This is a genomic window from Sphingomonas sp. GW821-FHT03E12, assembly GCF_059420685.1.
Genome location: NZ_JBWKUF010000002.1, coordinates 422,943 through 442,112 on the forward strand (window position 1 = coordinate 422,943; position 19,170 = coordinate 442,112).

Consider the following 19,170-nt stretch of genomic DNA (forward strand, 5'->3'; position numbering starts at 1 on the left):
TGGAAGCGCGCCATAACCGGGGGCATGCTGCTCCCCGATATACCGCTCCAGCCGCTCGAGCGCGGTCAGATCAACGTGATGCGCCTGACCGGCGCAGTCGGCTTCGGCGGGGTGGCAATTGCCACGGCCATCCCCGGCTGGGCGCTGTCGAACAGCTGGGAATGGCTGCCGGTCTGGGCCGCACCGCTCGCGATCGCGTTGCTCGGCATCTGGATGATCCTGCTCGCGCCGCGGCGCTGGGCGCGGTGGGGCTGGGCCTGGACAGGCAAGGAGCTTCACGTCGCCTCGGGCTGGCTGGTGCGATCCCACACCATCGTTCCGGCCGCGCGCGTCCAGCATATCGACGTGACGCAGGGGCCGGTCCAGCGGCTGTTCGGCGTAGCGACGCTGGTACTGCACACTGCAGGTACTGCGAACAGCGAGGTCGATCTGCCCGGCATCTCGCGCGAGACCGCGGAAGGGATCCGCGACGCGATCCGCGAGCATCTGTCGAGCGACCCCTGGTGAGCACCAGCCTGAACGATAGCGTGAACGAGTCGGGAGACCTCGGGCCGAAGCGCGTCCATCCCGGCACGATCGCCATCGATTTCCTGCGCCGCGCGCCGCAGACGGTGATCGGGCTTCCGGCGATTGCGGGCTACACGTCCGGGCGCAGCATCGGCTGGATCCTGCTTGCAGCTGCAGTGCTCGGCATCGTGATGCTGGTTATCACCTGGGTCGGCTGGCGGCGTTTCACCTACACGGTTGCCGAGCACGAGCTGATCATTGAGCGCGGTTTGCTCAACCGCAGCCGCCGCTCGATCCCGCTCGCCCGGATTCAGGACGTGTCGATCGAGCGCAAACCGCTCGCCCGCCTGTTCGGCCTAGCCGAGGTGAAAGTGGAAACGGGCAGCGGCGAGAAGGACGAGGCGGTGCTCGACAGCGTCTCGCTTGCCGAGGCGCAGCGCTTGCGCGCCGCGCTGCGTGGCCATCGCACCCCGACGGCATCACCCGAATCGGGTGACATCCCCGTCGAAGCCGCAGATGCGGCAGCGCTTCCGGTCATCTTCCGGATGCCGCTCCCCAGGGTGCTGCTGCTCGGCGCGTTCAGCTTCTCGCTGGTCTGGATTGCGGCGCTGTTCGGTGTGCTCCAATTCTTCGATCAGTTCATCGATTTCGGCATCGACCGCGCGCGCGACTGGGCCGAGGTCGCGAAGGATGAGGTGCAGGCGCGCTTCAGCATCGCCGCCGCGCTTGCCGTGGCCGCGGCTGCCTTGGCTCTGGGCGTCGTCAGTGGGGTCATCCGTACCCTGCTCCGGGATTATGGCTTCACGCTTCGGGCCGGTGGCGGGCGGTTCCGCCGCACCCGGGGCCTGCTGACGCGCAGTGAAGTGGTGGTGGCGATGCGCCGCATCCAGCTCGCCATGGTCCAGCGCGGCCCGCTGCGCGGGGCGCTGGGCTGGAATGCGCTCAGCTTCCAGACGCTTGGCGGCAGCAACGATCCCAGCGGGCGTCAGGCGATGGCGCCGCTCGCGCGCGATCATGAGGTGGCGCGGATCGTCGAGACCGCGGGCCTGCCGCAGTTCGAGCGTCTTCCGCTCCGTCCGGTCGCGGCGGGGCATGTGATCCGCTGCGTGCTGTTCGCGCTGCCCTGGCCGGTGCTCGTCCTGGTGCTGGCGCTCGCGGTGACCCCGCTTGCCTGGCTGGGGACGTTGCTGCTCATTCCGATGGCCGGGGCGGCGCTCCTCCAGCGTCGCTTTCATCGCTATGCGTTGCGTGACGCCAGCCTGCAGGTGATGCGCGGCGTGATCGCCCAGCGCGACTGGATCGTCCCGTTCGAGAATATACAGGTCGTCACGCTGCGTGCCGGGCTGATCCAGCGGTGGCTGGGGGTGGCGAGCGTGCTTGTCGATACCGCAGGCGCGGGCGGCGGGGGGGCGCCCGATGTCGTCGATCTGAACCGCGGCGACGCACAGGCGCTCGCGATGGGACTGGTTGAACGGATCGGCTAGCGCGCTGCGGGTGTCGCCTGCGCCGCGGGCACGGTGATGACCGGCGGTACGACATCGCTCTTGCGGCGGACACCCGTCAGACCCTCGGGTGCGGCAACGCGCTTGGGGTCGGTCTCCGGCAGGGGTGAGGGAACGGCTGCGGGCGGCATGGGCATGCGGCGCATGCACTGCACCGGGCTCGGCCGCTTGAACTCGTTGCAGTTCCACAGCGCCTTGCCGAAGCCCTGCGTCTGATCGCGCAGATAGCTGAACGACATCGCTTCGATCTGTCCGGGATTGGGCGCGGCGCCGGCGGACGGTACCTTGCCGTGATCGGTCCAGCCCAGGAACTTGCAGAAGGGCCGCTCGCCACAGGTGCGGATCGCGAGCGCCGCGAAGGCGTCGGCGCCCATATTGCGATCGAGCGCCGCGTGGAAGACGTTCTTGGCCTCTCCCGTCACCGGCTGCGGGATCGCGGATTCGGGGATCGCCGCCGGATCGATCGGGACGGCAACGCCCTCGACCGCCAGTGCGGCGGGATCTCCGCCCGTGGAGTGGAAGGGCGAGAGACGCGCCATCTTGGCGATCACCGGCTCGGCACCCGCATAGGAGAGGCGGAAGGCGGGCGGCGTACCCCACCACCCGGTCCAGCGGAAGAACAGGTGCGTATTGACCTCCGCGACCTTGTCGAGGCTCGAGCTCCAGTAAGGCACCACCCAATCGGTGTGGTAATGGGTCGAGTGGCCTACTTTTGTATAGACATATCCGGCCAGCGCTTGCCGGGCGATATCGCGCGCTCGGCTCCACGCCGCGGCTGACGGCGTGCGGCCCATCGCGCCGTCGCAGGTGAAGGTGAACTGGCAGCCGATGCTTCGTTCCTGCCCCTGAAAGACGACGCCGCACACGGATTTGGGAAAGGCGGGGTGACGCATGCGGTTGATCACCACCTGTGCCACCGCACGCTGGCCGACGGCATCGTCGCCGGCCTCGTACCAGGTCGCAGCGGCGAGGCAGTCCACGGCGCGCGCCTGATCGTCGGCGGCTCCGCTCAGGAAAAAGGGACGCGCGGCCGGGTTCGGGCCAGTGGCAAAGGGGATGCTCGCATTGAAGCGCCGTGCTTCGTCCATCGGCAGTTCCGCGAGGCGGACCGGTTCGACCGCCGGCAATTCGGCCTGGGGAACGACGCGCTTGGGCTTGCGGACCTCGGCCAGGGTGACGCGATCATCCTTGACCACGATGTGCGGCGCGTTGAGCACGATCAGCAGCGGTGCCAGAATCGCCGCGAGCGCGGTGAGCGCGAGCGCAACCCACAGGCCGGGCGCGATGCGTCCAGCTTCGGCGGGGGAAACGGAGTCGGTCACGGGCGTGCGCTATCCTCTGGCAGCGAAGAGCCGCCGCCCATAACGCACGCGTGACGAAGTTGGAACCATCGGCCCGCATCCGGAGCGGCGGCGCGTGCCGCCGCTCCGGCGCTTCGATCAGCTTTCGGGCAGGAAATCGGGAACGCTGAGATAGCGCTCGCCGGTGTCGTAGTTGAAGCCCAGCACGCGCGATCCGGCGGGCAGGTCGGGCAGCTTCTTGGCGATCGCCGCCAGCGTCGCGCCCGAGCTGATGCCGACCAGCAGCCCCTCTTCGCGCGCGGCGCGACGGGCATAGTCCTTGGCGTCGCCGGCATCGACCTGGATCGCGCCGTCGATCGAGTCGGTGTGCAGGTTCTTGGGCACGAAGCCCGCGCCGATGCCCTGGATCGGGTGCGGGCCAGGCTGGCCGCCCGAGATGACCGGCGAAAGCTCGGGCTCGACCGCATAGACCTTGAGGTTCGGCCAGCTCTTCTTGAGCGTCTCCGCAACGCCGGTGATATGGCCGCCGGTGCCGACGCCGGTGATGATCACATCGACCGGTGCATCGGCGAAGTCCTTGAGGATTTCCTGCGCGGTGGTCTTCACATGGACGTCGACGTTCGCCGGGTTCTCGAACTGCTGCGGCATCCATGCGCCTGGGGTCGATTCGACGATCTCGACCGCGCGCTCGATCGCTCCCTTCATGCCCTTCTCACGCGGGGTGAGATCGAAGGTAGCGCCATAGGCCAGCATCAGGCGGCGGCGCTCGATGCTCATGCTCTCGGGCATCACCAGAATCAGCTTGTAGCCCTTGACCGCGGCGACCATCGCCAGGCCGACGCCGGTGTTGCCGCTGGTCGGCTCGACGATCGTGCCGCCGGGCTGCAGGCTGCCATCGGCTTCCGCCGCCTCGATCATCGACAGCGCGATGCGGTCCTTGATCGATCCGCCGGGGTTGGAGCGTTCGGACTTTACCCACACCTCGGCGCCCGGGAACAGGCGCTGGATGCGGATGTGCGGCGTATTGCCGATCGTCTCGAGGATGGTGTTGGCCTTCACGTTTTCGTCTCCTCAGGAATAGGCTCCGCAAGGTGTACCGGCGGGTCGAAGGTTCGTGCCCGCCGCAATTCGGGGAAGATACGCGCCCAATACGCAGTTACCAAGATGGCCAGGAAGCCGCCGCCCACCGTCGCGACCACCGGGCCGATGGCTGCGGCGAGAAAGCCCGACCGCGCCTCGCCCAGCTCATTCGAGCTGGAAATGAACAGCGTCGAGACCGAGCCGACTCGGCCACGCATCGCGTCGGGTGTATAGAGCTGGATCAGCGAGGAGCGGACATAGACCGAGATCATGTCGAACGCGCCCAAAGCCGCGAGCGCCACGAGCGAGACGATCACCGCCGGGGCGAAATCGCTCCCGATCATGGAGGGTCCCCACCAGCCACTCATCAGCGGGCCGGCCCAGCCGAACACCACCGTCGCCGCGCCGAAGCCGATCACCGACCACAGCATCTTCACGCCGACATTGGTCTTGAGCGGCCGCCAGGAAAGGACGAGGCCGACCGCGACGGCGCCGACCGCGGGCGCCGCGCGCAGATGGCCGAGTCCGTCGGCGCCGATCATCAGGATATCGCGGGCATAGATGGGCAGCATCGCCGTCGCCCCGCCGAGCAGGACCGCGAACATGTCGAGCGAGATCGCGCCGAGGACAAGCCGGTTCTGGCGGACATAGTGAAGCCCGTCGAGCATCTGCCGCAGCGGGCTGCCGGTGCGCGCGATCTGGCTGCGCGGAACCGGCGTCACCAGGAACATCATCAGCAGCGAGATCAGGAACAGGCCGCCCGAAACAGCGTAGGGCAGGGCAGGCGCGGCGGCGTAGAGATAACCGCCCATCGCGGGTCCCGCGATCGATCCCACCTGCCAGGCGAGCGCGCTCAGCGCGATCGCGGTGGGCAGCGACGCGGCGGGGACGAGATTGGGTGCGAGTGCCTGCTGCGCCGGAGCGAGGAAGGCGCGCGCGACGCCGAGCAGCGCGGCGACGCCGAACAGCGCGGGCAGCGTGACGGTGTGGGTCCAGGTCAGCCAGGCAAGGCTCAGCGCGCAGAAGACCTCGAGTCCGATCGCTGCGCGGATGATCCAGCGGCGGTCGAGCCGGTCGGCGACCCATCCGGTGAACAGGGTGAGGACGAGCAGCGGCAGGAACTGGGCCAGGCCGACAAGGCCGAGCTGGAGCGCGGCCTGCTTGATCCCCATCGTCTCGCGCGCGAGGTCATAGACCTGCCAGCCGATCACCACGACCATCGACAGGCCCGCCAGCGTCGAGGCGAGGCGGGAGATCCAGTAGACGCGATAGTTGCGGATGGCGAAGGGGTGAGCGGCCATGGAGTGTGTCGGGCGATCCTGTCGGGGCCGCTACCGGAACGGGCGGCGTCAGGCGCCTGTAAGCCGTCGGTGCCCGCCCGCGCAATGAGGGATTCGTTGCGCTGGCAACCCGGAAGCGGTTTCAGCCAAGCGCGGGAAGCGCCGGCCGGGCGCCGATATAGGCGCGCGCCGGCTGGTCGAGCGGAAAACCGACCTGACCCAGACGGCCGAGCAGCTGGCGCGCGCGATTGGCGAGCGCCAGCCTCGCGTCGGTCGCCGCGGGCGCTGTGACAAGATCGGGGGCGATCACCAGCCCCTCAGGCACGCGGCGCAGCTTCCCGGTCGCGACCAGCCCCTCGATGTTGCGCGAGACGGTGGCGTAGGGAAGGCCCAGGATACGCGCGACCGTGCTTGGCTTGACCGGCGCCAGATAGGGTCCGGCGGCGTGCGCGAAGCGGCGATTTGACCATTCGATCGCGAAGATCAGCGCCAGCCGCGTCCAGTTCTCGCGGCGGTGATGGTGGCATTCGATCGTCGCGAGCAGCAGGTCGAAGGCGATCCCGATCCCGGCGCGCGGGTCATAGGGTGTGTCGGGCCGCGGTTCGGGCAGCATCAGATTGGCGGCCCGGACATCTTCGACCAGCCGGACGAGCAGATCGTGGCAGCCATCCGCCATCAGCGCGACCCGGGGGTCGCAGATCACCTGCAGCGGGACGGACAGGCCGGTCTCGCCGCGGATCAGCAGACCATCATCGATCAACTGGTTCGCCTGCCGGCGGATCGTCTCGAACGGGCGCGTGAGCGATGCGGCGAGCGCGTTGACGCTGACCGGATAGGATCGCCCGGGTCCGGAATCGAACGGTCCGCACGCGCGCGCCGCGGCCGCGAAGATCAGCGCACGATTGGGTGCCCCGAGTGCTGCGATGCTGGCTGACATGGCGGACGCCGCGAACTCCGCCAGCAATCCCTCGAACAGCGGTCCCTGCAGCGGCGCCGCAGCCTGATGCTGTTGGGCTGGCTCAAACGCCATGGTTCGGCGCCTCTCCAGCAGTGAAGTCACAACGCACCAACGCCTTGAAATCCCCCAATTCAGGAGAAGTGAAGGCGCAATTCAGAATATGCGCAACGTGTCAGCTACTCATTTTGCGCGATTGGGCGGGAAGTCGTGTCATTTTGAGTAGTTTCGGGCGGAACGAAGCACCCGAACGGCCGGAATCCGGCCGTTCGGGTGCTTCGCGGGATCGTTCCGGCAGCGAACGGAGGGTGATTCTCCGCCGATTCCCGCCCGGATCAGCGCTGAAGCTTGGCCATGATCGTCATCGCCTGCTCGCCGCCGGACTTCGGGACGATTTCGCCCATCCGGTCCGTGATCGTGCTCCAGTTGGCGGCGACGCCCTCGGGCGTCAACTCCTCGCCCTGAAGCCGGGCGCCCGGGGTCAGGGTGATATAGGCGGCCTGAAACACGCCGGCGCCCGCACCGACGATCATGTTGGTCGGCGCATCCTCGCTCACCAGGAAGAGGGCTGCAGGCGCGACGCTTTCGGGCGTGAAGGCCTGGAAGGCGGCTTCGGGGAAGATATCCTCGGTCATCCGCGTTCCAGCGGTGGGGGCAATGGTGTTGACGCGGATATCGTACTTCGCGCCCTCCAGGTAGAGCGTCTTGGCAAGGCCCGCGAGCCCGAGCTTCGCCGCCCCGTAATTGGCTTGGCCGAAATTGCCGTAGAGGCCGGTCGAGGATGCGGTCATCAGGATGCGGCCATAGGCCTGGTCGCGCATCGTCACCCAGACCGCCTTGGTGACGTTGGCCGAACCATTGAGATGGACGTCCACGACGAAACGGAAGTCCTCCGGCTCCATGTTCGCGAAGCTCTTGTCGCGCAGGACGCCGGCATTGTTGATCAGGATATGGACGCCGCCCCATCTTGCCTTCGCTTCGGCGACCATGGCTTCCATCTGGGCATAGTCGGTGACGCTGCCGCCATTGGCCATGGCTTCGCCGCCCAGCGCTTCGATCTCTTCGACGACCTTTGCCGCTGCATCGGAATGGCCGCTGCCGTCGCGCGTGCCGCCAAGATCGTTGACGACCACCCTCGCGCCGCGCCGTGCCAGCTCAAGCGCATAGGCGCGGCCCAGGCCGCCGCCGGCACCCGTCACGATCGCTACGCGCCCATCGAACCTGATCGCCATACCCTCTCCTCGAATCTTCGTACGGCTAGTGGCGCGCGCGCGTCACTTTCGCAAGAGACTCGGAAAGAGGGTGAACGGCACACAAGTGCTAAATGGCACTCGACGGGATTGGCCGCTTTGAGCCATGTTATTCCGGCCAACTGGCGGGGGGATCAATGGTCAAGTGGTTGAGGGGCTGGTCGAATTGCCTCAGAGGGAAGCACGCGCGCTCCGAGTCGGCTGTTCGCCCGCTCGGGGACACCTATGAAAGCAAATGCGCCTATTGCGGCGTGCCGATGCTACGGCTCTCCAAGCGGAACTGGATCGTGAAGCCCCGCTGACGATGAGCGCGGCGGCGGACCGCCGCGCCCTCGGCATCAGCCGCCGCGCTGGCGGCAATTGTCGGTCTGGCCTTTCTTGCACAGCGGATATTTCTGCAGCGGCGGCGGGGGCGGGAAGGCCTGGGTCGGCGTCTGCGGATTGGGCTGGAAGACCGGCTTCTGGCCGCTGCTGGTGTCGCCCTGAATTGCGGGCGTCGAAGGCTGATAGCCCCCGACGGGATCCGCGGGGGGAGCGGCTTCGGGCGCTGTAGATGCGGGTGCCGTATCCTGGGCCAGCGCGATGCCACCGGGCATCGCAAACGCCGCGGCAGCCGCGGCAACAGCGAGGAGCTTCATGATTTCTCTCCTGACGTTGGGTCGGGTCAGAGCATTTTGCTCGTCCCGCCAACGCGTCAGGGCGGAAATCTATCCCGCGTCGAGCGCGTATCCGGCCGAACGCACCGTGCGGATGATATCCGGACGGTTGCCGGTATTGATCGCCTTGCGCAGGCGGCGGATGTGCACATCGACGGTGCGGCTCTCGATATCGCTGTCGTGGCCCCACACTGCGTCGAGCAGCCGTTCGCGCGAGAAGACCCAGCCCGGATGCTCGAGGAAATGCTTGAGCAGGCGGAACTCGGTTGGGCCGAGCGGCACGACGTCGCCGCCGCGGCGCACCTTGTGGCCGACCGTATCCATCTCGATGTCCGAATAGGTCAGCGCCTCGCCCGCCAGCGCCGGGCGCACGCGGCGCAGCACTGCGCCGACGCGCGCGACCAACTCGCGCGGGGAGAAGGGCTTGGTGACATAGTCGTCGGCGCCGGTCTCGAGCCCGCGGACGCGGTCCTCTTCTTCGCCGCGCGCCGTGAGCATGATGATCGGGACATTGGCCGTCTCGCTCATCCGGCGCAGGCGGCGGCACACCTCGATCCCCGACAGGCTCTCGACCATCCAGTCGAGCAGGACGATGTCGGGCGCGCTTTCCTTGGCGAGCAGCAAGGCTTCCTCGCCATCGGGCGTGTGGCGGACGTCGAAATCCTCGCGCTTGAAGTGGTAGGTGAGGAGTTCGGCGAGCGCTGCATCGTCCTCGACCAGCAGCATGCGTGCGCGGCTCATATCAATTCTCCGCGGTATCCGTATCGCGATCGGCCAGATATTGCCCGGTTGCAGCGAAATATACCATCTCGGCGACGTTGGTGGCGTGGTCGCCGATCCGTTCGATATTCTTGGCGACGAACAGCAGGTGCGCGACCTCGCTCACCGTGCGCGGATTCTCGACCATATAGGTCACCAGCGTGCGGAAGATGCTGTCATAGAAATCGTCGAGGCGATTGTCGCGCTCCGACACGCGGATCGCGGCTTCGGCATCGCGTGAGGCGAAGGCGTCGAGCACGTCGTGCACCATATCGCCAGCCATCTGCGCCATCGCAGGCAGCAGCGAGATCGCCTCGATCCGGCCGGTGTCGGGCGTATGGACCATCGGCACGCGCTTGGCGATGTTCTTGGCATAGTCGCCGATCCGCTCGATCACCGCGGCGATCTTGAGCGCGGCGACCACCTCGCGCAGGTCGTCGGCCATCGGCGCACGCAGCGCGATCACGCGCACTGCGAGCTTCTCGACCTCGGACTCGATCGCGTCGATCGCCTTGTCCTTGGCGCGGACTTCCTTGGCGAGCACGGTGTCGTTGCGCTGGAGCGCAGTCATTGCGTCGGTGATCGCCTCTTCGGCGAGGCCGCCCATCTGCGAGATCAGCGCGCGCAGATGCTTGATGTCCTCGTCGAACGCCTTGACGGTATGTTCGTGACCGGTCGCCATTAGCCGTACCTTCCGGTGATATAGTCCTTGGTCCGCTCCTGACGCGGGGCGGTGAAGATCTGATCGGTCTCGCCATATTCGACGAGCGTGCCGAGATGGAAGAAGGCCGTACGCTGCGAAACGCGCGCCGCCTGCTGCATGTTGTGGGTGACGATCACGATCGCGTAGCGGCCGCGCAGCTCGTGGATCAGCTCCTCGATCTTCGCCGTGGCGATCGGGTCGAGCGCCGAGCAGGGCTCGTCCATCAGGATCACTTCGGGATCGACCGCGATGGCGCGCGCGATGCACAGGCGCTGCTGCTGGCCGCCCGACAGCGCGGTGCCGCTGTCGGCCAGGCGATCCTTGACCTCTTCCCAGAGGCCTGCGCGCCGGAGCGAGCGCTCGACGATCTGGTCCATGTCGCCCTTGGCGCGCGCGAGGCCATGGATGCGCGGGCCGTAGGCGACATTCTCGTAGATCGACTTGGGGAAGGGGTTGGGCTTCTGGAACACCATGCCGACGCGCGCGCGCAGCTGCACCACGTCCATCGACTTGTCGTAGATATTCTCGCCATCCAGCGTGATCTCGCCCTCGACCCGCGCGCTGGCGACGGTGTCGTTCATGCGGTTGAGCGTACGCAGGAAGGTCGACTTGCCGCAGCCCGACGGGCCGATAAAGGCCGTGACATTCTCCATGTCGACGTCGATCGAGACGTCGCGGATCGCCTGTTTCTCCCCATAGAAGACGTTGACGCCGCGCGCCGCCATCTTGGAGTGTTCAGCCGGTTGCGCCGGAGCGGCGCTGGTATCGGCGGTTTCTGCGAGGTCGGTTTGGGTCATAACTGAGGTCATCACCAGCGGGTCTCGAACTTGTTGCGAAGATAGATGGCGAGGGCGTTCATCGCGAGCAGGAAAGCCAGTAGCACGATGATCGCTGCGCTGGTCTTCTCGATGAAGCCGCGGCTGACCTCGTCCGACCAGAGAAAGATCTGGACGGGCAGCACGGTGGCGGGATCGAACACGCCGCCAGGCGGTGTGACGATGAAGGCGCGCATGCCGATCAGCAGCAGCGGTGCGGTCTCACCCAGCGCACGCGCCATGCCGATGATCGTGCCGGTCAGGATGCCGGGCAGCGCGAGCGGGAGGACGTGGTGGAACACCACCTGCACCCGGCTCGCGCCGATGCCGAGCGCGGCGTCGCGGATCGACGGCGGCACCGCCTTGATCGCGTTGCGCCCGGCGATGACGATCACGGGCATGATCATCAGCGCCAGCGTCAGGCCGCCCACCAGCGGCGCCGAGCGCGGCAGGCCGAGTGTGCCGAGGAATACGGCAAGGCCAAGCAGGCCGAAGATGATCGAGGGCACCGCCGCGAGGTTGTTGATCGATACCTCGATCAGGTCGGTCCAGCGGTTCTTGGGGGCATATTCCTCCAGATAGACGGCCGAGAGCACGCCGATCGGGAAGGCGATCAGCAGCGTCACCAGCATCGTCAGCATCGAGCCCTTGAGCGCGCCCCAGATGCCCACCGCGGTGGGATCGGTCGAGTCGGCGCGGCTGAGGAAGGCGGCGTTGAATCCGCTCTGCAGCGCGCCGCGCTCGCGCAGCTGCTGGACGATCGTGCGGAACTCCGGCTCGCCACCGCCGTCCGCGGCCGCATCGAGCTCGCTCGATGCCGGCACCCAGATATGCGTGCTCTGGCTGAGCAGATTGGGATCTTCCTTGATCGCGTCGCGCACGGCGGTCCAGGCGTTCTCGGCGATCAGGTCCTCGCCCTTCGCGCCGAACGCTGCGGTGGCCGCGGTCTGTACGCGATTCTCCAGCCCCGCACCGGCGAGCGCGAGGTCCGCACCGCGGGTGCCGAGTTGGGCCCGGTCGACCTCCAGCGGCGCCGACTTGAAGTCGATCGGCAGCGAGACTTCGGTCCGCATGAAGCCGGCGGCACCGTTGCCGATCATCGTCGCGAGCAGGAAGAACAGGAACGCCGCCGAGATGACGACCGCGCTCATGCCGATCAGCCGGAACCGGCGTTCGGCGCGATAGCGCTTGCGGATGCGCTTCTGCATCGCATCCGTCTTCCAGTCCGTGGGTGCACGGTCGGAGAGGGGGCTCACAAGCTCACTCATAGGCTTCGCGATACTTCTTCACGACGCGCAGGGCGACGATGTTGAGGAGGAAGGTGATCATGAACAGCGTCAGACCCAGCGCGAAGGCGGCCAGGGTCTTGGGGCTGTCGAACTCGGCCTCGCCGGTCAGCAGGTCGACGATCTGCTTGGTGACGGTGGTCGCGCTCTCGAACGGGTTGAGCGTGATGTTGGCGGCGCCGCTGGCGGCCATCACCACGATCATCGTCTCGCCGATCGCACGGCTGACTGCGAGCAGCACGCCCGCGACCACGCCGGGCAGCGCGGCGGGAAGCAGCACGCGGCGGATCGTCTCGCTGGTCGTCGCGCCCATCGCCAGGCTGCCGTCGCGCATCGCGCGGGGCACGGCGGCGATCGAATCGTCGGCCATCGAGGAGACGAACGGGATGATCATCACGCCCATGACGAGGCCCGCCGACAGCGCGCTCTCGGACGAAGCGTAGGTAAAGCCCAGCGAGACGGCGAGGTCGCGGATCGCCGGGCCGACGGTCAGCGCGGCAAAATAGCCGTAAACCACGGTCGGCACGCCGGCGAGGATCTCAAGCAGCGGTTTCATCCACTGGCGCACCGCGGGGCGGGCGTACTGGGTCAGGTAGATCGCGCTCATCAGCCCGAAGGGGATGGCGACCAGCATCGCGATCACCGCGCCGATGAAGAAGGTGCCCCAGAACAGCGGGACCGCGCCCAGCGTCGCACCCGGATCGGCCGGGTCGATCACCTGCGGGCTCCACAGCGTCCCGAACAGGAAGTCGGTGACCGGGACCATCGAGAAGAAGCGCAGCGATTCGAACAGCAGCGACAGGAAGATGCCCAGCGTGGTCAGGATCGCGATCAGCGACGCGACCAGCAGCGCGAGCATCACCGTGCGCTCGACGCGGGTGCGGGCACGGAAATCCGCCTTCACGCGGGTATAGGCGAAGGCGCCGGCGGCGAAGGCGAGCAGGATCGCGATGCCGGTCCCGAGCCAGCCATAGAAGCGGCTCGCCTGGAGATAGACCGGGGCGAGCTGCTCGGCGAGCGGGTAGAAGCCGTAATTGCCGCCCGCGGCCCGCGCGCGCACCTCGTTGAGGATCGCGTCGCGCTCGTACCCGAACATCGGCAGGCCCGATGCCTGCGGCGCCTTCAGCACCGCATCGGTTGCAAGGCTGGGGGTGATAACCGACCAGGCGATCACGAAGATCAGCGCCGGGATGACGGTCCACATTGCCACGTAGAGGCCGTGCTGGCCGGGCAGTGAATGGAGCCGGTGCTTGCTGGCCGCACCGAACCGTGCGGCGCGCGCACGGCCGGTGAGCCAGGCGATGACGCCCAGCCCTGCGACGAGGAAGAGAAGCGCGTAGGGGTTCACGGGGCTGGGTCCGGCCTTACTTCAGCGTCGCGGCGTCGAGCACCGTCTCGCTGTCGATCGCCTTGGTCGCGGCGTCGCGCGCAGCCTGCGGGCTGGCGATCAGGCCGCGCTTCACCAGCGGACCGTCCGGCGCCCACATCTGCGAATACTGGGTCAGGAATTCCTTGAGCCCCGGTACCGCCTTCAGATGCTGCTTCTTGACGTAGATGTAGAGCGCGCGGGCACCCGGATAGGTGTTGCCGGCGATCGTCTCATAGGTCGGGGTCACGCCGTCGATCGGCACGCCGTGCAGGCGCTGGGCGTTTTCCTCGAGATAGGAATAGCCGAAGATGCCGAGGGCGTTGGGATCGGTCGACAGCTTCTGGACGATCAAATTGTCGTTCTCGCCCGAGTCCACATAGGCGGCGTCGCTGCGGATCAGCAGGCAGAGATTCTCGAACTTGTTCTTGTCCGAATCCTTGAGCGCCTTGGCCTCGGGATTGGCTTCCTCGCAGCCCTTCTCAAGGATCAGCTCGGCGAACGCGTCGCGCGTACCTGAAGTCGAGGGCGGGCCGAGCACCTTGATCGGGATCGCCGGGAGCGACGCGTTGACGTCCTTCCAGGTCTTGGCCGTGTTGGGCTTGCCCATCGGGTTGGCGGCGAGCGCCAGATAGATGTCCTTGCGGGTCAGCGCGAGCTTGGGGCCGGCGTTCGATTCGGCCAGCGCGATGCCGTCATTGCCGATCTGGATCTCCATGATCTCGGTGACGCCGTTCTTCTGGCACAGCTCCAGCTCGGACTTCTTCATCCGGCGCGATGCGTTGACGATGTCCGGATGCGCGACGCCGATGCCGCCGCAGAACAGCTTCATGCCGGCGCCGGTGCCGCCCTGTTCGATCACCGGGGCCTTGGCCTGGGTGCTCTTGTTGACGAAGGCTTCGGCAACCGCGGTGGTGAAGGGATAAACGGTGGAGGAGCCCACCACCTTGATCTGATCCCGGGTGGCCTGGCGGTCGCAGCCGGCAAGTGCCAGCGCGGTAAGCGCGATCAGAGTGAAGCTGCGCATCTGATATCCCCTCGGCCGAAGCGATTCGCTGGCGGGCGGCCGGTCCCGTTCCGCCGCGGCCTGTGTTGCAGTTGCGTTACGTTATGATGACAACGACCCCGGATGCGGCGCGGTTGGCAGAAGAATCGTCACCGTCGTGCCGGCGCCGACGGTGCTGACAATGTCGAGCCGCCCGCGGTGGCGTTCGACGATATGCTTGACGATCGCGAGGCCGAGTCCGGTGCCGCCCGCGGCGCGGCTCCGGCTCGAATCGACACGGTAGAAACGCTCGGTCAGGCGGGGGAGATGTTCGGGGGCGATCCCTTCGCTCTCGTCGGTGACCGACAGGCGTACCATCGATTCGCCGGCACCGCGGAGCGACACCGAAACCGGTGTGCCGGGCCGCCCATATTTCATCGCATTGCCGATGATGTTGTGAAGCAGCTGGGAAAGCTGGACGCGGTCGGCGCGGACGGACGGGACGGGCTCGCCATGGATGACGATATCCCCGGCGCGATCGGGGGACAGCGCGGCGAGCTCGCCATGCACCTCGTCGATCAGCTCGGGCAGGTCGACCGAATCGTCGGGCGCGCGATATTTTTCCGCCTCGATCCGTGAGAGCGACATGAGGTCGTCGATCAGCCGCTGCATCCGGCGCGCCTCATTGTCCATGACCCGCAGGAAACGGGTGCGCGTCTCGGGATCGTCGGCGGCGTCCTCGAGCGTCTCGATGAAGCCGAGGATCGAGGCGAGCGGCGTGCGCAGCTCGTGGCTGGCATTGGCGACGAAATCGACGCGGATGCGGTCGGCGGCGTGACTGCCGGTGCGATCGCCCAGGTGCACGATGCGATGCCCGCCCGGCAGGGTGCGTACGCGCATCTCCCAATGCTGATCGCGCGCGCCGAGACCGACCAGCTGGATCGGGGTGCCGGACGCATCCTCGGGATTGAGCAGGCGTTCGGCGGCGGCGGGGTGGCGGATCGCGACGCGGACGTCCTCGCCCAATATATGCGCGCCGAGCAAGGTGCGCGCGGCCTGGTTGGCGGCGATCACGCGATTGTCGGAGATCAGCAGCACGGGCTCGAAGATCGCCTCGATCGCATCCGCGATGCTGTCGTCGGCGGGCGCGGGCGGATGCAGCCCTGATGCAGCATATTCGGCGGGCGGGGCGGCGATCGCGGCGGCAACCGCGGCACCGATCAGCGCGATGCCGCCCGCCTCGATTCCCGCCGCGAGCCAGACGGCGAACGCTGTGACGAGCACTGCCGCCAGCGCAAGGACGGTGCGGGATGGGGAAAGCCCAAACATATCGCGGCTCTAGCCCACATCCGGGACACTTCGCCACCGCTTCGGTGCTTGCGCCCGATTCACCTTTGTGAAAGGCAGATGTGGCAGGGAGTAGAGCATGGCCGACGAACATTCCCAGGATAGCGGGCCGGGCGCAGGTGAGCCCTCGCGGCCCAGCCGCCGCGCGCTGATGCTGGGCGCTGCGAGTGCTTCGGCGATCGTCTCGATCAAGCCGGCGCTGGCGCAGACCGCGGGGTCGGTGCTCAACTGCGAGATTCCGGTGCCCGATCCCGGCCGCGCGGGCAGCTATATCGACTCCAACGGCAAGGTCGTGCCGCCGGGAACCAAGGGCGCGTTTCCGCCCGCCGTCCGCGCCTTCCGGGGCGAAGAGGTCAAGAAGGCGATGAACGGCGGGATCCTGCCGGGCACGAGCTATGACCAGAGCCGCGCCTATACCAACTATATCCGCCGCCTGCAGCGCGGGACGAGCGGCTTCACCTGTTTCGCATCGCTCCAGATGCCGCGCGGCTAGGAGTCTGTTCAGCGATGCTGAGTAGCGGTGCCGGCCCGCTCGGCAATGCTGAGCGACCCAAGCATGACCCGCTATCGCGCCGCGCCCGCCGCGACGCTCCGGATCGTTCCACTCGATGTCCTGACGCTGGTCTATCACCGCGCCTCCGGGATTACACATGTGGTGGATTCGCCGGTGCCTGAGTTGATCGAGGTGCTGGGCAGCACGTCGCTGACCCTGGATGAGACGCTGGCGGCGCTCGCGGCGGCCCATGATCTGATCGACCCGGATCGCGATGCGCTGGCGGCGCGGCTCGACGAGCTGGTCGCGGCAGGTCTGGTCGAGGCCGCCTGATGCGCCATTCGACGCAGCTTCGCATCGGTCCGGTGGGATTCCGGGTGGGCAGCGACTGGCGTGAGCCGGTTGCGCTTCTGGACGACCTCTACCACGATTACCCGCAGCCGCAGGACGGCATCCCCGACTTCAACGTCCGCCTGTTCGCCGCGCGCTTCTGGCGGCGCTGGTTGCGGCCGTCGGTGCAGATCGGTGGCGATTTCGTCATCCCCGACGCGGCGCCGCTGCCATTGGCGCAGGGGCTGCTTGCGGCGGAGATGGCGATGAACCTGCAGATGGCGCTGGGCCAGCGGCGCTATCTGCTCCTCCACGCCTCGGCGGTCGAGCGCGGCGGCAAGGCACTGCTGATGACCGGGGAGTCGGGTGCGGGCAAGTCGACGCTGGCGGCATTGCTGATGACGCGCGGCTGGCGGCTGCTGGGCGACGAGTTCGCCTTGCTCGACCCCGCCACCGGCATGATACACGGCTTTCCGCGCCTCATCAGCCTCAAGAACGACGCGATTCCGGTGATGGAACGCGAAGCCAGCGGCGGGCGCTGGGGCCCGTTGCTGGAGGGGACACCCAAGGGGACGATCCGGCATCTGGTGCCCGACGCGCGATCGATCGCGGCGATGGCGGAACCCGCCAAGCCCGCTTTGCTGCTCTTTCCCTCCTTCGGCTTCGAGGCCGCCGAGCGTGAGGTATTCCCGAGCGAATGCTTCGTGCGCCTGACCCAGGCATCGACCAACTATGTTGCGCTGGGCGAGGCCGGGTTCGACGCGCTGACGGGGCTGGTGCGCGGCGTGCCGGCGCGGGCGATCGACTATCCCGACACGAAGACCGCGATCGCGACGGTCGAGCGGCTGTGGAGCGAGCTCGCATGAGCGGGGCGCTGCTCGCACGGGCACTGCGCGATCCGGCCTCGGTCGAGGCGCTGGACGCGAGCGGCTGGACCGCATTGCTGGCAGCGGCGCGCGCGGAGCAGCTGATCGGCACATTGGCCTGGCGCGCCGAGGGACTGGCGATGCCGGGCGCGGCGCGGCGCGTGCTGGAGGACGCGCGCGCCACGGTCGAACAGGGGCGACTGGTCGCACTGTGGGAAGCCGAGATGGCACGGCGCGCGCTCGCCCCGACCGGCATGCCCGTGGTGCTGCTCAAAGGGACGGCGTTCGTCGCGGCGGGGCTGTCGGCGGGGCAGGGGCGGCAGATCGGCGATCTCGACATCCTCGTCCCGCGCGAGCGGATCGAGGAGGCCGAGGCGGCGCTGATCGCGGCGGGCTGGGAATGGGTGAAGCCCGATCCCTATGACGACGACTATTACCGCCGCTGGATGCACGAGCTGCCGCCGTTGATCCACCGCGAGCGCGACCGGATGATCGACGTCCACCACACGATCCTCCCGCTCACCGCGCGGATCACGCCCGATGCGGCGGCGCTGATCGACAGCCGCTTGGCGCTGGAGAACGGGCTGTTCGTGCTGCCGCCCGAGGGAATGCTGGTCCATGCTGCCGCGCACCTGTTCGCCGACGGCGATCTGCAGGGCGGCTTGCGCAACCTGTGGGATATCCGCTGCCTGACCGAGGAGTTCGGGAACACCGAGTTCGAGCTGAAGCTTGCCGCCTGCGCCGCGTTGCATGGCCTGACGCATGAGGTGGAGCGGGCGCTACGCCTTTCGGATCACCTGTTCGGCGAAGGCGCGGAACTGACGCTGGCGGATCGCCTCTACGTCCGCCGTTTGCTCGCTCGCGACGGCTGGGGCCGCCCGACGCGCAAGCTGACCGAGCTTGCCTTCTACCTGCGTGGCCACTGGCTGCGCATGCCGCCGCTCATGCTGTTGCGGCATTTGTGGACGAAGTGGCGGAAAGGGTATCGCCCAGCCGGATGAGCGTAGGGACCAGCTCGTCATAGCCGTCGATCACCGCATCGGCGCCGAGCTCCTCGACCGGCTGCATCAGGAAGCCGAAGCTGACGGCGATGTTCGGAATGCCCGCATTCTTCGCCGCCTGGATGTCGTAGATCGAATCGCCGACGAACGCCGCACGCCCGCCGCCACAGCGCGCGATCATTTCACGGATCGGCGCGGCGGAGGGTTTGGCGTTGCCCTTGCCCATCGTGTCGCCGCCGATCACGCAGGCGAAACGATGATCGAGTCCAAGCTCGGCGACCAGCTTTACCGCGAAGCGTTCGAACTTGTTGGTGACGATCGCGATCTTCACGCCGCGCGAGTCGAGATCGTCGAGCGCGGCCATCAATCCGGGGAACGCGACGGTGCCGCGCGTCAGATTGGCATCATAGAATTCGAGCAGCGCGGGATAGACCCGCGCCATCGTATCGGGATCATATCCGCCCGAAGCCTCGAGCCCCTGTTCGAGCATATGCTTGGCGCCTCGGCCCAGCATCGACTTGACCGTATCGAGGGAAAGCAGAGGCCGGCCTGCCAGCGCGAGCGCATGATTGGTCGCGGCGGCGAGGTCGGCGCTGGTGTCGAACAGCGTGCCGTCGAGATCGAAGCCGACAATGTCGAAGGGGAAATTGGTCATGTCGCGCCAAATGCCCGCCGCGCTATGGAAATA

Annotated in this window: 20 protein-coding genes; 6 read left to right on the forward strand and 14 right to left on the reverse strand. The window is 67.4% G+C overall.

Annotated elements, in window-relative coordinates:
* The first annotated feature begins 24 nt into the window (after window positions 1-24).
* Window positions 25-507, forward strand: coding sequence for a PH domain-containing protein (locus AC07TU_RS07505; RefSeq protein WP_495187296.1), 483 nt, complete (start codon window positions 25-27; stop codon window positions 505-507).
* Window positions 504-1,991, forward strand: coding sequence for a PH domain-containing protein (locus AC07TU_RS07510; protein WP_495187297.1), 1,488 nt, complete (start codon window positions 504-506; stop codon window positions 1,989-1,991). Before AC07TU_RS07505 ends, AC07TU_RS07510 begins: the two co-directional genes overlap by 4 nt.
* Here the strand turns inward: AC07TU_RS07510 and AC07TU_RS07515 are convergent.
* The 13 genes from AC07TU_RS07515 to AC07TU_RS07575 all read right to left on the reverse strand — a co-directional run bounded on the left by AC07TU_RS07515 (window position 1,988) and on the right by AC07TU_RS07575 (window position 15,774).
* Window positions 1,988-3,331 (reverse strand): cell wall hydrolase, encoded by a 1,344-nt coding sequence (locus tag AC07TU_RS07515; RefSeq protein ID WP_495187298.1) that lies wholly within the window; start codon window positions 3,329-3,331, stop codon window positions 1,988-1,990. The genes AC07TU_RS07510 and AC07TU_RS07515 overlap by 4 nt on opposite strands.
* Before the next feature lie 117 nt (window positions 3,332-3,448).
* Complete coding sequence (gene cysK, locus AC07TU_RS07520; RefSeq protein WP_495187299.1) at window positions 3,449-4,369, reverse strand: cysteine synthase A; 921 nt, start codon at window positions 4,367-4,369, stop codon at window positions 3,449-3,451.
* Window positions 4,366-5,691 carry an MFS transporter gene (locus AC07TU_RS07525; protein WP_495187300.1) on the reverse strand — a complete coding sequence of 442 codons (1,326 nt, stop codon included), beginning with the start codon at window positions 5,689-5,691 and terminating at the stop codon, window positions 4,366-4,368. The genes cysK and AC07TU_RS07525 overlap by 4 nt, the downstream gene beginning before the upstream one ends.
* Window positions 5,692-5,812: 121 nt before the next feature.
* On the reverse strand, window positions 5,813-6,700 hold the full coding sequence (locus AC07TU_RS07530) for a hypothetical protein (RefSeq protein ID WP_495187301.1): 888 nt from the start codon (window positions 6,698-6,700) through the stop codon (window positions 5,813-5,815).
* A gap of 260 nt (window positions 6,701-6,960) precedes the next feature.
* On the reverse strand, window positions 6,961-7,857 hold the full coding sequence (locus tag AC07TU_RS07535) for an SDR family NAD(P)-dependent oxidoreductase (protein WP_495187302.1): 897 nt from the start codon (window positions 7,855-7,857) through the stop codon (window positions 6,961-6,963).
* Window positions 7,858-8,213: 356 nt separating this feature from the next.
* Window positions 8,214-8,513: a hypothetical protein gene (locus AC07TU_RS07540; RefSeq protein ID WP_495187303.1), complete on the reverse strand. Its 300-nt coding sequence runs from the start codon at window positions 8,511-8,513 to the stop codon at window positions 8,214-8,216.
* 69 nt (window positions 8,514-8,582) lie between these two features.
* Window positions 8,583-9,272, reverse strand: a complete 690-nt coding sequence (gene phoB, locus AC07TU_RS07545; protein WP_066574681.1) for a phosphate regulon transcriptional regulator PhoB — start codon at window positions 9,270-9,272, stop codon at window positions 8,583-8,585.
* A gap of 1 nt (window position 9,273) precedes the next feature.
* On the reverse strand, window positions 9,274-9,972 hold the full coding sequence (gene phoU / locus AC07TU_RS07550) for a phosphate signaling complex protein PhoU (RefSeq protein ID WP_495187304.1): 699 nt from the start codon (window positions 9,970-9,972) through the stop codon (window positions 9,274-9,276).
* Entirely contained in the window at window positions 9,972-10,718 is a 747-nt protein-coding gene (gene pstB / locus AC07TU_RS07555; RefSeq protein ID WP_495187667.1) for a phosphate ABC transporter ATP-binding protein PstB, read from the reverse strand. The genes phoU and pstB overlap by 1 nt, the downstream gene beginning before the upstream one ends.
* Before the next feature lie 83 nt (window positions 10,719-10,801).
* Complete coding sequence (pstA, locus tag AC07TU_RS07560) at window positions 10,802-12,076, reverse strand: phosphate ABC transporter permease PstA (RefSeq protein ID WP_495187305.1); 1,275 nt, start codon at window positions 12,074-12,076, stop codon at window positions 10,802-10,804.
* Entirely contained in the window at window positions 12,069-13,442 is a 1,374-nt protein-coding gene (gene pstC, locus AC07TU_RS07565) for a phosphate ABC transporter permease subunit PstC (RefSeq protein WP_495187306.1), read from the reverse strand. The genes pstA and pstC overlap by 8 nt, the downstream gene beginning before the upstream one ends.
* 16 nt (window positions 13,443-13,458) lie before the next feature.
* Entirely contained in the window at window positions 13,459-14,487 is a 1,029-nt protein-coding gene (locus AC07TU_RS07570; RefSeq protein WP_495187307.1) for a substrate-binding domain-containing protein, read from the reverse strand.
* 81 nt (window positions 14,488-14,568) lie between these two features.
* The gene (locus AC07TU_RS07575) at window positions 14,569-15,774 is read right to left on the reverse strand and encodes an ATP-binding protein (protein ID WP_495187308.1); all 1,206 of its coding nucleotides are present in this window, start codon (window positions 15,772-15,774) and stop codon (window positions 14,569-14,571) included.
* Between the two features lie 97 nt (window positions 15,775-15,871).
* Here AC07TU_RS07575 and AC07TU_RS07580 point away from each other — a divergent pair, with 97 nt between their 5' ends.
* From AC07TU_RS07580 to AC07TU_RS07595, 4 genes are all read left to right on the forward strand, one after another.
* On the forward strand, window positions 15,872-16,285 hold the full coding sequence (locus tag AC07TU_RS07580; RefSeq protein ID WP_495187309.1) for a hypothetical protein: 414 nt from the start codon (window positions 15,872-15,874) through the stop codon (window positions 16,283-16,285).
* 63 nt (window positions 16,286-16,348) lie between these two features.
* Window positions 16,349-16,618 (forward strand): HPr-rel-A system PqqD family peptide chaperone, encoded by a 270-nt coding sequence (locus AC07TU_RS07585; protein WP_495187310.1) that lies wholly within the window; start codon window positions 16,349-16,351, stop codon window positions 16,616-16,618.
* On the forward strand, window positions 16,618-17,481 hold the full coding sequence (locus AC07TU_RS07590; protein ID WP_495187311.1) for an HprK-related kinase A: 864 nt from the start codon (window positions 16,618-16,620) through the stop codon (window positions 17,479-17,481). The genes AC07TU_RS07585 and AC07TU_RS07590 overlap by 1 nt, the downstream gene beginning before the upstream one ends.
* A complete protein-coding gene (locus AC07TU_RS07595) occupies window positions 17,478-18,482 on the forward strand; it encodes a nucleotidyltransferase domain-containing protein (protein WP_495187312.1) in 1,005 nt (334 codons plus the stop codon). Before AC07TU_RS07590 ends, AC07TU_RS07595 begins: the two co-directional genes overlap by 4 nt.
* Here the strand turns inward: AC07TU_RS07595 and AC07TU_RS07600 are convergent.
* Window positions 18,424-19,137, reverse strand: a complete 714-nt coding sequence (locus AC07TU_RS07600) for an HAD-IA family hydrolase (protein ID WP_495187313.1) — start codon at window positions 19,135-19,137, stop codon at window positions 18,424-18,426. The genes AC07TU_RS07595 and AC07TU_RS07600 overlap by 59 nt on opposite strands.
* Window positions 19,138-19,170: the final 33 nt, after the last annotated feature.

Coding starts and splice junctions, on each gene's coding strand:
- AC07TU_RS07595 (WP_495187312.1), top strand. CDS start 17,478: ATGAGCGGGGCGCTGCTCGCACGGGCACTGCGCGATCCGGCCTCGGTC.
- AC07TU_RS07525 (WP_495187300.1), bottom strand. CDS start 5,691: ATGGCCGCTCACCCCTTCGCCATCCGCAACTATCGCGTCTACTGGATC.
- AC07TU_RS07570 (WP_495187307.1), bottom strand. CDS start 14,487: ATGCGCAGCTTCACTCTGATCGCGCTTACCGCGCTGGCACTTGCCGGC.
- AC07TU_RS07505 (WP_495187296.1), top strand. CDS start 25: ATGCTGCTCCCCGATATACCGCTCCAGCCGCTCGAGCGCGGTCAGATC.
- AC07TU_RS07580 (WP_495187309.1), top strand. CDS start 15,872: ATGGCCGACGAACATTCCCAGGATAGCGGGCCGGGCGCAGGTGAGCCC.
- AC07TU_RS07535 (WP_495187302.1), bottom strand. CDS start 7,857: ATGGCGATCAGGTTCGATGGGCGCGTAGCGATCGTGACGGGTGCCGGC.
- AC07TU_RS07600 (WP_495187313.1), bottom strand. CDS start 19,137: ATGACCAATTTCCCCTTCGACATTGTCGGCTTCGATCTCGACGGCACG.
- AC07TU_RS07575 (WP_495187308.1), bottom strand. CDS start 15,774: ATGTTTGGGCTTTCCCCATCCCGCACCGTCCTTGCGCTGGCGGCAGTG.
- AC07TU_RS07530 (WP_495187301.1), bottom strand. CDS start 6,700: ATGGCGTTTGAGCCAGCCCAACAGCATCAGGCTGCGGCGCCGCTGCAG.
- AC07TU_RS07590 (WP_495187311.1), top strand. CDS start 16,618: ATGCGCCATTCGACGCAGCTTCGCATCGGTCCGGTGGGATTCCGGGTG.
- phoU (WP_495187304.1), bottom strand. CDS start 9,972: ATGGCGACCGGTCACGAACATACCGTCAAGGCGTTCGACGAGGACATC.
- pstA (WP_495187305.1), bottom strand. CDS start 12,076: ATGAGTGAGCTTGTGAGCCCCCTCTCCGACCGTGCACCCACGGACTGG.
- pstB (WP_495187667.1), bottom strand. CDS start 10,718: ATGGCGGCGCGCGGCGTCAACGTCTTCTATGGGGAGAAACAGGCGATC.
- AC07TU_RS07585 (WP_495187310.1), top strand. CDS start 16,349: ATGACCCGCTATCGCGCCGCGCCCGCCGCGACGCTCCGGATCGTTCCA.
- AC07TU_RS07540 (WP_495187303.1), bottom strand. CDS start 8,513: ATGAAGCTCCTCGCTGTTGCCGCGGCTGCCGCGGCGTTTGCGATGCCC.
- phoB (WP_066574681.1), bottom strand. CDS start 9,272: ATGAGCCGCGCACGCATGCTGCTGGTCGAGGACGATGCAGCGCTCGCC.